Here is an 11,296-nt window from a genome sequence, read left to right as displayed (position 1 = left end):
GTCCTGCGGCGACGATCCCGGTCAGCGTACTAGCCGGGACGCCCGACCCCCGGGAGGCGAGCGGCGTGAGGAGGGGTCGGGCGGCATACCGTGGGCGGGTGAACGAGCACCAGGCCCCTGCCGACCCGCACACCGTGACCACGGCCGAGCGGCTGCTCGAGCTCTACCCGACTCCCCCTGCGCCGAACTCGCTCGCCAAGGAGTCCCCGGTGCTCACGCCCAGCCACGCCCGGATCATCGCGGCCTCGCCGTTCGTCGTCGTCTCGACGGTGGGCGACGGTGGCCTGGACCAGTCGCCACGCGGCGACCAGCCCGGGTTCGTCGTCGTGCGCGACGAGCACACCATCGTCATCCCCGACCGACGCGGCAACAACCGGCTCGACACCCTGCGCAACGTCGTCGTCGACCCTCGCGTGGGACTGCTGTTCCTCGTCCCGGGGCTGGGCGAGGAGCTGCGCGTCCGCGGCACCGCTGTGATCTCGACCGACCCCGTCGAGCTGGCCCGCCACGAGGTGAGGGGCCGACTCCCGGCGTCGGTCCTCGTCGTCACCGTGGAGCGCGTCTACTTCCAGTGCGCCCGGGCGGTCAAGCGAAGCCGTTTGTGGGACAGCGACTCCCGCGTCGACCCGAAGACGTTGCCCACGGCGGGCGACATGACCCGCGAGGCGGGCGGCTTCGCCTCCGACGAGGAGGCGGCGGCGTACGACAGAGCCCTCGACGCGCGGCAGGACGCGACGCTCTACTAGGTCGGCCCGCGCCCGGGATCACTCGTCGCCGTTGGCGATGCGCTCGTGGTGGTGGATGACCTCGGCGATGATGAAGTTCAGGAACGACTCGGCGAAGACCGGGTCGAGCCCGGCGTCCTTGGCGAGGGCCCGGAGCCGAGCGATCTGCCGCTCCTCGCGGGCCGGGTCGGCCGCGGGCAGGTGGTGCTCCGCCTTGAGCTGGCCGACCTGCTGCGTGCACTTGAAGCGCTCGGCGAGCAGGTGGACGAGCGCAGCGTCGATGTTGTCGATGCTGCTGCGCAGCCGGGCGAGCTCGGCTGGGACCTCTGGCACGTCGCTCACGCCGGCCAGCCTAGGCGGGTCAACGCTCGACGAACCCGGAGGTTCCGTCCCTCGGAACGCCCTGCTGCACGACGACGGAGTCGACCCGGCCCGGGCGGCGTGTCGTCGAGGGGTCCTCGCGCAGCAGCGCCTCCAGTCGCTCGACCGCGGCGACGCTGCCCTGTGCGACCACCTCCACCCGCCCGTCGGCGGTGTTGCGGGCGTGACCGACGAGCCCGAGCTCGAGCGCGCGGGCGCGGGTCCACCATCGGAAGCCCACCCCCTGGACGCTCCCCCGCACGAACATCGTCACCCGCACCGTCTCGCTGCCCACGCAGACACGGTATGCCGCCTGCAGCGCGCTCGTGGACGTGCCGCGTGGCGCCGCACCGTCAGCCCCGTGCGTCACTATGCTCACGGCAGGCACGAAGGTGAGTCAGCTCACCGGGGCCCACGGAAGGAGCGACGTGACGGCGTCGGCGATTTCTCGGGCGGCTGGCACGAGTCAGACCGCCGACACGGCCAAGGGGGCGACCCCTTCCTCCGGGCGTGCCCGTCCCGCTCGTATCGAGGGCCTCGACGGCCTCCGCGCGCTCGCGATCGCAGGGGTGCTCGTCTACCACCTCAACGCCTCGTGGCTGCCGGGCGGCTTCCTCGGCGTCGACGTCTTCTTCGTCGTGTCGGGCTTCCTCATCACCACGCTCCTCGTGCGCGAGCACCACCGCACCGGCCGCATAGCGCTGGGGCAGTTCTGGGTGCGTCGCGCCCGGCGGCTGCTGCCGGCCCTGCTCCTCTGCGTCCTGACGAGCGTGCTCATCGCTCGGCTCGTCAGCCAGGACCTCCTCGTCGACGTCGGGCGGCAGATGGTCGGGGCGCTCACCTTCTCGACGAACTGGCTGGAGGTCACCGCAGGCACCAGCTACTTCGACCAGACCGCCCCGCAGCTGTTCATGAACTTCTGGTCCCTCGCCGTCGAGGAGCAGTTCTACCTCGCCTGGCCGCTGCTGACGCTGGGCCTGCTGGCGGTGTCGAGCCGCATCCGGGTGGGCGTGGCCCTCACCATCGGCGCGGCCTCGACCGTGCTCATGGCGTTGCTCTTCACGCCGGGCACCGACGCGACCCGCGTCTACTACGGCACCGACACGCACGTCATGGGCCTCATGGCCGGGGCCGCGCTCGCCTTCGCGTGGGCGAGCCCGCAGCTGGCGATGTGGGTGGCACCGTCGCGCTGGGGCCGCCCGGGCCGGTATGCCGTCCCGCTGGCCGGCGTCGTGCTGCTCGCGGAGATGGCCCTGCTCGACGAGCAGTCGTCGCTCGCCTTCCGCGGTGGCATCGCCGTCGCGACGGTGGCCACGGCCGTGGTCATGATGGGCGTCCTCGAGCGTCGGCCCGAAGGGGTCACCGCGCTCCAGCGGGTGGTGCGCCACCCGGTGGCGGGCTGGGTCGGGGCGCGGTCCTACTCCATCTACCTCTGGCACTGGCCGGTCATCCTCCTCGTCGCGCTCGACAACCCCTCGGCGCCCGGCACGATGTCGCACCTGCTGACGCGCGTCTGGTGCGTGCTCGTCACCCTGGCCCTCGCCGACCTCACCTACCGCTTCGTCGAGGCGCCCTTCCGAACGCTCGGCTTCCGCGGCGTCGCCTCCAGCCTGCGCGCGAGCGCGACCTCGCTGACGCGGCGCGGCAAGCAGGTCGTCGCCGGCGTCGCGGCAGGCGTGGCCGTGGTCACCGCCGTCGTCGTCATCACCGCTCCCGACATGAGCGAGACGGCACGGATGCTCGCGGCCAACGAGGCAGCCGCCGAGTCGGACGCCCAGTCGGACGCCCAGTCGGATGCCCGCTCGGGCACGCCGTCAGGTGCTCCCACCGGCTCCGACGGCGCGAAGGGTGTCGCTGCGAACCCGTCGGGCGCCGCCTCGGCCCCGGCACCGACGACGACCGGGTCGGCAGGTGCGGCGGGCGCCGTCACGGCGTCGTTCACGATGCCCACCGGACCCGAGATCGACGCGTACGGCGACTCCATCATGGTCGGCAGCCTGCAGGCGCTGCGCTACTACTTCCCGGGCATCCGCATCGACGCGAAGTCCAACCGCCGCTGGTCCGACGGCCTCACCGAGGTCACGGCCCGGGGGGACGGCAACCGTCGGGCCGTCATCCTCGCCTTCGGCACCAACGCCGGCGTCGACGCCGACGCCGTGAACAAGGTGCTCGACGCGCTGGGGCCCCGTCGGATGGTCGTCCTCGTCAACGTCATGGGGCCCTTCGCCCGCATCGACTCCGACAACGCCACTCTCGAGCTCGTCGCCCGCGGCCGCCCCAACGTCGTCGTCGCCGACTGGGCCGACGCGATCCGGGCGCATCCGGAGCAGGTCCAGTCCGACCGGGTGCACCCCACCATCAAGGGAGCCCACCTGTTCTCGAAGACGGTGCGGCAGGCGCTGGCCGACCTCTCGCAGCGCAGCACGGGCAAGAAGGTCGTGCTCCAGGAGCTCCCGATCCCCTGACGCGCACGAGCACCCGTCCGCCGGTGCCGTTGCGCGTCAGGGCAGCGAGACCGGGATTGTGTGCAGGTCACCGCGCTCGTCCGCGACGACGACCACGGCGGCATCCGGCAGGTCGTGCAGCGCCGCGTCCAGGGCCTCGACGGACCACGGCGCCGCCGCCATGTCGGTGCGCGCCATGAGGGTCGCAGTGCCGCCCGTGCGCTCGCGCAGGGCTCGCACCACGTCGGGATCGGCCGGCCCCACGAGCACGACCCGCCGAGGACCGTGCCGGCGCTCGGCGCGCACCACGCGGTCGTCGCGGTAGACCGTCCAGTGGTAGGCCGCCAGCAGCCCTGCCGTCACGAGCAGGGCGATCGGGTAGCGCACCGCCTGGAGGGTCTGCGGGCCGAGGGTGCCGGCGAACCCGTCCTGCAGGGCGCCGGCGACGCCGGCGAGCAGCGCACCGACCGCCACCACGCCGGCGACGCCGAAGAGCAGCAGGACGTAGACGCGACGGCTGCTCGACCGCCGCTCCCCCACCGGGTCGGTCACCACCGCGCGCTGCACACGGTGCCAGAACACCCACCAGACCGGGCCGCCCACCGCGAGAAGGGTGGCGGCCGCGATGACGGTGTCGAGCGGCCTGCCGCCGCCCACGAGCGGCACGTCGGCGCCGGCGAGGCCCTCGATGCCGGCGACGACCATCACCACGAGCCCGACGGAGGCGGCGAGGAGCCCCACTCCGGCGAGCAGGTAGTCATAGGCACGGCGCACCTCGGTGCGTCCCGTCTGGCCGCTGACGCGTACGACGCCGCGGTGGTGGACCCAGACCAGCCCGCCGACGACGACGGCCCCGAGCCCGACGGGCAGCGCAGCGAGCTCACCCGGCGCCGACGCCGCGTCCGCTCCCCGGACCAGCCACACGACGATCCGGTCGAGAGCCACGCTCGCGCCGACGACTGCCGTGAGCAGGCCGCCCGCGACACCGACGAGCAGCACGTAGGCGTGCCACAGGGTCAGCCGCTGGAGGCCACGCACCCGCAGCACCCAGCACACGAGCCACACGGGCAGGCCTGCCACCAGCGTCGCGGCACCGGCCTGCAGCAGCGACGGCTGCCCGGGGTCGGCCACCTCGGAGATCTGGAGGGCCCGGGCGAGGAGGCCGCCGAGGAGCATGACCGCCCCGGCCGCCGAGACCGCGAGCCCGATGGTCGCGCCGAGGAACCCGGCCCGTGTGAGCACACCCGCCCCGACGAGGCGGCGTTCGACCCACTGGTGGGTGAGCCACACGGTGCCCCAGACGAGGATCTCCGCGAAGTGCGAGCCGCTGTCGAACGGGACGTCCAACGCCCACGCGACCGTGGACTGCAGCGCCGTCACCGTCAGCACGAGGGGCACGACCGAGGCAGCGGTCAGGTACAGGGCGAGCCCCCGCGACGTGGCCTCGGCGTCGTCACCTCTGACGCGGCTCCTCGTCCACGCGGCCAGCACCACGAACAGCGGCACACCGACGACGGCGAACGCCGTCTGCTGCGCCAACAGGTCGTCGAGGAAGTCCGTCTCCGTCCTGACGTCGACGACGCGGGAGAGCAGCCCCGCGACGCCGTCCCCCGCCACCATGAGCAGCCCGAAGAGCACCATGTAGGTGAAGAAGCGGCGGATCGACGAGCCTTCCGTGATGCGGGGTGCGTCGTGGGACAGCGCCCGTCGACCGCCCAGCACAGCGACGACGAGGACGATGATCGCGATGGCGAGCGGGACGAGCATGTCAGCCTCCTGAGGTGCAGTTGACGAGCGGCCACGGCATGCCGGTGAGACGCCAGACACCGCCCACGGTGCGAAGCTCGAAGAGCCGACGGCCGCCGTCAGGCGACCCGAAGGGGTAGAGCGCGCCTCCCCCGAACGAGAGGTCGACCTCCACGGTCGCCGTGGAGCCGGCGGTGCTGGCGCTGACGAGGTCGGCCCGGACGTCGACGTCGCCACCGCCGAAGCCGAGGTTCTCCGGCACGAGGTCCGACGGCGCGCACTCTCCGTCCGGGTCGATCCAGCGCCCCGCCTCCGCGAGGCGACCGTCCACGACGGCCCGCAGGTACGTCTGCTCAGCGGCGACCGGTCCACCGGCGGTCACGGACGAGGCCTCCCGACGCGACGCGACGACTCCCGAGGTCGTCGCCAGGGCCACGATCAGGACGACGGCACCACCAAGGACTCGGTCAGTCCTCATACCTCCAGTCTCAGGGGGTGCGGGGCGGCGCGCCGGCCGTTGGGGTGTGAGTTGCGACTCCCCCTCATCAGCCCGGGACGACCTCGTCGCCGACGCTGATCGTCGCGTCGCGCGCCAGCGGCAGCACGGGCGCGAGTCGGATGCCGAACCACGTCGCGCCCTCCCACCTGCGGTGCCGGGCGAGGGTCCGGATCGGCTCCTTGGAGGTGCGCAGGTCAGCGCGGTCGATCGTCGTCATGACGCACCGGTCGCACACCATCGTCGCCCGGAACGGCACGTCACCGATGCGCACCGAGCGCCAGCCGTCCTCGGCGAACGGCTCGCCGCCCGCGACGACGACGTTGGGCCGCCACCGGTCCTGACCGAGCGCCGCGGCCGGCTCCTCGCCACGTTCCAGCGCGGTCTCGAGCAGCCAGTCGTTGAGACGCGCCAGGGACGGCTCGGTGGTCACGTGCAGCGGCGCCGCGTCCGAGAGCGAGTTGCGGTCGCCGACCTGGCCGCCCATGTCGGGCCGGACCGGCCGGTGAGTCCCGTCGTCCTGCCAGACGAGGCGCAGCGGCCGGCCGACGCGCTCGGACAGCCACGCGTCCGCCTCGGCGCCGGCCGGGCGTGCCCGGTCCTGCCCCGTGAAGGACACCGCCACCGGCGTGGCGTCACGGGGCGGCTCGACGTCGAGCGTCGCAGCGCCCGCAGCGTCCCCGGTGCGCCCGGCGCCCGGGTCCAGCAGCCGTATGCCGCCGCCGTCCCTCGGCTCCGCGCGCAGCCCGAGCAGGGCGTGCTCCTCCCGGGCCGTCACCTTCGTCCCGGCCGGGTCGACGACGGCCCAGCGCCGGTCTCCGCGCAGCCCGACCTCCTCCACGCGCGCCTCGGCGACGTCGACGCCGGCCAGCGACTTGACGGGGTAGGTCGTCAGGGCCGCGACGGTCAGGCGGTCACTCGGCGAGCCAGGCGGCATACGCGTCGAAGGTGTAGGGCCGGCCGAGGAAGTCCTCGACGAGGTCGGCGGCGTCACGCCGGCCGCCCTGCGCGAGCACCTTGTCGCGGTAGGCGCCGGCGACCTCGGGGTCGAAGAGGTCACCCCGGTCGAAGGCCGAGAACATGTCCTTGGCGATGACGAGCGACCACATGTACGTGTAGTACGCGGAGCTGTAGCCGTCGAGGTGCCCGAAGTGGCACTGCATGTGCGTGCCCGGCAGGTACGGGAAGACGGAGTAGCGGGCCATCAGCTCGCGCAGCCGCGCCGTGAGGTCGTCGGTCTGGTGGACGTGGAAGTCGTAGGACAGGGCGGCGTAGAACATCTGGGTGCGCGCGTCGTAGCCCTTGCCGAAGTCGTCGGCCCGGCGCATCGCCGCGACGAGGTCGGCGGGGATGGTCTCGCCCTCGGCGTTGCGCGCGAAGGTCGCGAGCACGTCGGCGTCCCAGGCCCACTCCTCGAGCATCTGGCTCGGGGCCTCGACGAAGTCCCACTCCGTGGCCACCCCGGAGAAGCGCACCCAGTCCGTGCGCCCCGCCAGCACGTGGTGGACGAGGTGGCCGAACTCGTGGAAGAGGGTGACGACCTCGTCGTGCTCCATCAGGCCGCGATTGAAGTTGCAGACGAGCACGCCCTCGGCCAGCTGGGTTCCGTTGACGCCGCGAGCGAGGTCGAACTGCGCCGCGTGCTTGTACTTGCCGTCGCGAGGGTGCAGGTCGAGGTGGATGCGCCCGATGCGCTCGCCCCGGAAGGAGACGTCGTAGGTCGCGACCTCCTCGTGCCAGGTGCGGGCGTCCTCGCGGGACACGGGGGTCCAGTCGAGGCCGAAGAGGCGACCGGTGACGTCGAGCAGGCCCTGGCGCACGGCCTCGAAGGAGAAGTACGTGCGCACCCGCTGCGCGTCGACGGCCAACTGCTCCTTGCGCACGAGCTCGGCGTAGTAGGCGGTGTCGGCGCCGTCGATGTCGGTGGCCCCGGGCCGGTCCTGCCGCAGGCGCTCGAGGAGCACGGCCTTGTCGCGCTCGGCGCTGGCCGTCGACAGCTCGGTGATGCGGTCGATGAACTCGCCGATCGCCTTGCCGTTGCCGATCATCTTGACCTCGGCGTCGTAGTCGGCCCACGACTCGTAGCCGAGCAGCCCGGCGTGCTCGCGACGCACCGCGAAGAGGTCCTGGAGCACGCGGTCGTTGTCGGGCCACGCGATCGTCAGGAACTCGGTGACGAGCTCGCGGCGTGCGTCGGCGTCGTGCGCGAAGGTGCGGAACGGCACGACGTCGGGGTAGTCGGTGGTGACGGTGACGAGGCCGTCCTCGCCCGCCGGGTGCGCCTCGACCCAGTCGGCCGGCATGCCGGCGAGGCGGTCGGGCGTCACGGTGATGCTGCGGACGTTCTCGCGGATGTTCTTGCTGAACTCCTGGCTCAGCAGGATGGCGCGCTCGCTCAGCTCGCGCAGGCGGTCACGCGTCGCCTCGTCGCGATCGACGCCCGAGCGGCGGAAGTCGCGCAGGGTGCGCTCGAGCACCCGCGAGGCGTCGGCGTCGAGGCCGCTGCCGTCGAGCCCGGCGAAGACCGCATACAGCTCGGTGTCGAGGCCGAGGTCGGTGTCGAGCTTCTGCACCTGCTGCGCCACGGACTCGGCACGGTCGCGCACCTGCTTGTCGGGGTGCACCTCGGAGAAGAGCGAACCCACCGAGCCGGCGTTGGAGAGGGCCGTCTGTGCGTCGTTCCAGACCCGGAGCACCTCGAGCGGCTCCTTCGGCGGCGCGGTGCGCAGCCCGTCCACCAGGGATCGGGCCAGCGCGAGCTGTTGCTCGCCGCGGGCGCCGACCCAGTCCAGCCAGTCGGACTCGAGGGGCAGTGGCAGGTGCGTGGGCTCGGTCGTCACAGACGGCACTGTATGCCGCCGTCACCTGCTCGCGCCGGAAGCTCAGTCCCAGAGCTGCAGCGACCTGCCGATGATGCCGCCGAGCGCGTCCGCGTCGACGTCGCGAGGGGCGGTCGCGAGCAGGCGCTGCTGACGCAGGGCCCCCTCGACGAGGTCCGGGACGTCCGCCTCGCGGTAGCCCACGGCCGACAGCCCGTTGGGCATGCCGATGTCGCGCATGAGGGCGGCCAGCACGGCCGGCAGCACGTCACGGGACTCCGTCATACGACGACTCGTCGTCGCGCCGTCCGGGTCGAGCAGCCGCGCCGCAGCGAGGTGCCGCTCGGGGTCGGCCTCGAACGTCCAGCGGAACGCCTCCGGCGCGGTGAGCGCGACGGCCATGCCGTGGGGCACCATCGGCTCGTCGGCCGGGTAGCCGTCAGGGCGGAAGTCGCGCACGCGACCGGCCACGGGGTACGCGTTGGCGTGCGGCACGTGCACGCCGGCGTTGCCGAAGCCGAGCCCGGCGAACGTCGCTGCGAGCGCCATGTCGCCACGGGCAGCCTCGTCGGATCCGTCCCGCACCGCCCGACGGAACGCCTTGGCCAGCAGCGACATCGAGCGTTCGGCCCAGAGGTCCGAGATGGGGTTGCTGCCGCAGTAGGGCACCCGATCCGCCGGCTGCTTGCGCTCGTAGCTGGTGTAGGGCCTCGCCGTCCAGCTCTCGAGGGCGTGGCAGAGGATGTCCATCCCCGCGCTGGCGGTGACTCCAGCCGGTTGGCTCGCCGTGAGCCGCGGGTCGACGACTGCGAGCACGGGGCGCAGCCGCACGTGGCTGATGCCCGTCTTCACCTTGAGGTCGAGCACGTCGAGGACGCAGATCGTGGTGCTCTCGGCGCCGGTCCCGGTCGTGGTCGGCACGGCGACCAGCGGTGCGAGGGGGCGGCGCGGCGCCCGACCGGCCCCGACCGGCACGTTGACGTAGTCCATGAGGTCGCCACCGTTGGTCAGCAGCAGGTCGACGGCCTTGGCCGTGTCGATCGACGACCCGCCGCCGACGGCGACGAACCCGTCGAACGGTCCGTCGGCCCGGGCCCGCTCGATCGCGGACGCCAGGCTGGCGTCGGTCGGCTCGACGTGCGCGGAGTCGTGCACCACCGCCTCGAGGCCGCTCGCGCGGATGCCGTCGGCGACGCGGTCGGGCCAGCCCGTGGCGAGCACCCCGGCATCGGTGACGACGAGCACGCGGGTGGCCCCCAGCAGGCCCAGGTCGTGACCGATCTCGTCGGCGGCGCCCGGGCCGAACTTCAGCTGCGGGGCGCCGTACGTGAAGACGGTCTCGGGCTGCAGGGGCGACCAGGTCATGCGTGCCACCCTAGGCTGGAGCCCATGGCAGCCGGTCCCGTCCTCGTCGTCGGCGCGGGCCAGGCCGGCATCTCGCTCGTCATCGCGCTGCGCGAGCTGGGCGACTCATCCCCCGTCGTGCTCGTCGGGGACGAGGCGGAGACTCCCTACGAGCGGCCCCCGCTGTCGAAGGGCTACCTGCGCGGCGAGCACGACCGTGCCTCGCTGCACTTCCGCGACCCGGCCTGGTTCGCCGAGCAGGGCATCGACCTCGTGACGGGAGATGCGGTCGCCACCATCGAGCGGGACGCCTCCGGAGGTCGCGCCGTCACGGCCTCCGGCCGACGCCTGGACTTCACCCGGCTGGCGCTGACGACCGGAGCCACGAACCGCCGCCTGCCCGTCGAGGGGGCCGACCTGGCCGGGGTGCACTCGGTGCGCACGCTCGCCGACGCCGACCGCCTCGCGCCCGAGCTGCGCGGCGCCGAGCGCATCGTCGTCGTGGGCGGCGGCTTCATCGGCCTCGAGGTCGCAGCCGGCGCACGCGCCCGCGGCGCAACCGTCACCGTCGTCGAGGCCACCGACCGGCTGCTCGGCCGCGCCGCGACGACGGTCCTCTCGGACTTCGTGCGGGGGGCCCATGAGCGGCGCGGCACGCGAATCCTCCTCGACGCCAACGTGACCCGACTGACCGGACCAGACGGCGTCGACCGTGTCGCCGGCGTGGAGCTGGCCGACGGCTCGACGATCCCGGCCGACGTCGTCGTGGTCGGCATCGGCGCCCTGCCGCGCACCGACCTGGCCGAACAGCTCGGCCTGGACGTCGGGCCGCTCGGCATCGTCGTCGACGAGAACGCACGCACCTCCGACGGGGTCACCGTGGCCGCCGGCGACTGTGCCGTGGGCCCGAACCCTTACGGCAGAGGAATCCTCGGGCCGACGCGGCTCGAGAGCGTGCCCCACGCGACGGACCAGGCGCGCGCCGCCGCTGCGACGCTGGCAGGCCACCCGGCGGCATACGCCACCGTGCCGTGGTTCTGGAGCGACCAGGCGGACCTGCGGCTGCAGATGGCCGGGCTGCCCCACGGCGCCGACCACGTCGTCGTGCGCGGCGACGTTGTGGCAGAACGATTCTCGGTGCTCAGCTATCGCAACGGGCTGCTGCTCGCGGTCGAGTCGGTCGGCAGCAGCGCCGACTACCTCGCCGTGAAGCGGGCGCTCGAGAAGGGTATGACCATCGAGGCAGCCGCGGCTGCGGATCTCGCTGTGCCGCTCAAACGGCTGATCACGCCTGCGCAGGACACCCCACCGTCGTGACACGCGAGGGCCGACGGCCTGCGATAGCGTGAAATGTCGCCCAAC

Annotated in this window: 10 protein-coding genes; 3 read left to right on the top strand and 7 right to left on the bottom strand. The window is 73.1% G+C overall.

The window, feature by feature from the left end:
• The first annotated feature begins 98 nt into the window (after positions 1 to 98).
• Positions 99 to 746 carry an MSMEG_1061 family FMN-dependent PPOX-type flavoprotein gene (locus ACYVNR_RS08395; RefSeq protein ID WP_461047735.1) on the top strand — a complete coding sequence of 216 codons (648 nt, stop codon included), beginning with the start codon at positions 99 to 101 and terminating at the stop codon, positions 744 to 746.
• Between the two features lie 18 nt (positions 747 to 764).
• Here ACYVNR_RS08395 and ACYVNR_RS08390 read toward each other — a convergent pair whose 3' ends face one another.
• Both ACYVNR_RS08390 and ACYVNR_RS08385 read right to left on the bottom strand, forming a co-directional pair.
• Positions 765 to 1,067: a chorismate mutase gene (locus ACYVNR_RS08390; RefSeq protein WP_045191656.1), complete on the bottom strand. Its 303-nt coding sequence runs from the start codon at positions 1,065 to 1,067 to the stop codon at positions 765 to 767.
• 19 nt (positions 1,068 to 1,086) lie between these two features.
• Entirely contained in the window at positions 1,087 to 1,353 is a 267-nt protein-coding gene (locus ACYVNR_RS08385; RefSeq protein WP_045191769.1) for an acylphosphatase, read from the bottom strand.
• A 124-nt stretch (positions 1,354 to 1,477) separates the two neighbouring features.
• Between ACYVNR_RS08385 and ACYVNR_RS08380 the strand changes: the two genes are divergently transcribed.
• Positions 1,478 to 3,550, top strand: coding sequence for an acyltransferase family protein (locus tag ACYVNR_RS08380; protein WP_461047734.1), 2,073 nt, complete (start codon positions 1,478 to 1,480; stop codon positions 3,548 to 3,550).
• Positions 3,551 to 3,586: 36 nt separating this feature from the next.
• Here the strand turns inward: ACYVNR_RS08380 and ACYVNR_RS08375 are convergent, their stop codons facing one another.
• The 5 genes from ACYVNR_RS08375 to ACYVNR_RS08355 all read right to left on the bottom strand — a co-directional run bounded on the left by ACYVNR_RS08375 (position 3,587) and on the right by ACYVNR_RS08355 (position 9,955).
• A complete protein-coding gene (locus tag ACYVNR_RS08375) occupies positions 3,587 to 5,296 on the bottom strand; it encodes a DUF5671 domain-containing protein (RefSeq protein ID WP_461047733.1) in 1,710 nt (569 codons plus the stop codon).
• A gap of 1 nt (position 5,297) precedes the next feature.
• Positions 5,298 to 5,753, bottom strand: a complete 456-nt coding sequence (locus ACYVNR_RS08370) for a hypothetical protein (protein ID WP_461047732.1) — start codon at positions 5,751 to 5,753, stop codon at positions 5,298 to 5,300.
• A gap of 67 nt (positions 5,754 to 5,820) precedes the next feature.
• Complete coding sequence (locus ACYVNR_RS08365; RefSeq protein ID WP_461047731.1) at positions 5,821 to 6,708, bottom strand: MOSC domain-containing protein; 888 nt, start codon at positions 6,706 to 6,708, stop codon at positions 5,821 to 5,823.
• Positions 6,686 to 8,611 carry a M3 family metallopeptidase gene (locus ACYVNR_RS08360; protein WP_045191652.1) on the bottom strand — a complete coding sequence of 642 codons (1,926 nt, stop codon included), beginning with the start codon at positions 8,609 to 8,611 and terminating at the stop codon, positions 6,686 to 6,688. The genes ACYVNR_RS08365 and ACYVNR_RS08360 overlap by 23 nt, the downstream gene beginning before the upstream one ends.
• Before the next feature lie 42 nt (positions 8,612 to 8,653).
• Positions 8,654 to 9,955, bottom strand: coding sequence for a hydroxyacid-oxoacid transhydrogenase (locus ACYVNR_RS08355; RefSeq protein WP_461047730.1), 1,302 nt, complete (start codon positions 9,953 to 9,955; stop codon positions 8,654 to 8,656).
• 24 nt (positions 9,956 to 9,979) lie between these two features.
• Here ACYVNR_RS08355 and ACYVNR_RS08350 point away from each other — a divergent pair, with 24 nt between their 5' ends.
• Entirely contained in the window at positions 9,980 to 11,251 is a 1,272-nt protein-coding gene (locus ACYVNR_RS08350; protein ID WP_461047729.1) for an NAD(P)/FAD-dependent oxidoreductase, read from the top strand.
• The last annotated feature ends 45 nt before the right edge of the window (positions 11,252 to 11,296 follow it).

The sequence above is a fragment of the Terrabacter koreensis genome, assembly GCF_054783315.1.
The sequence above is the reverse complement of the archived record's forward strand: the minus strand, read 5'-3'. Positions and strand labels throughout refer to the sequence as shown.

Excerpts from the sequence above, each read along its gene's own strand:
- ACYVNR_RS08375 (WP_461047733.1), bottom strand. The coding sequence starts at position 5,296 with ATGCTCGTCCCGCTCGCCATCGCGATCATCGTCCTCGTCGTCGCTGTG.
- ACYVNR_RS08365 (WP_461047731.1), bottom strand. The coding sequence starts at position 6,708 with ATGCCGCCTGGCTCGCCGAGTGACCGCCTGACCGTCGCGGCCCTGACG.
- ACYVNR_RS08355 (WP_461047730.1), bottom strand. The coding sequence starts at position 9,955 with ATGACCTGGTCGCCCCTGCAGCCCGAGACCGTCTTCACGTACGGCGCC.
- ACYVNR_RS08385 (WP_045191769.1), bottom strand. The coding sequence starts at position 1,353 with ATGTTCGTGCGGGGGAGCGTCCAGGGGGTGGGCTTCCGATGGTGGACC.
- ACYVNR_RS08350 (WP_461047729.1), top strand. The coding sequence starts at position 9,980 with ATGGCAGCCGGTCCCGTCCTCGTCGTCGGCGCGGGCCAGGCCGGCATC.
- ACYVNR_RS08370 (WP_461047732.1), bottom strand. The coding sequence starts at position 5,753 with ATGAGGACTGACCGAGTCCTTGGTGGTGCCGTCGTCCTGATCGTGGCC.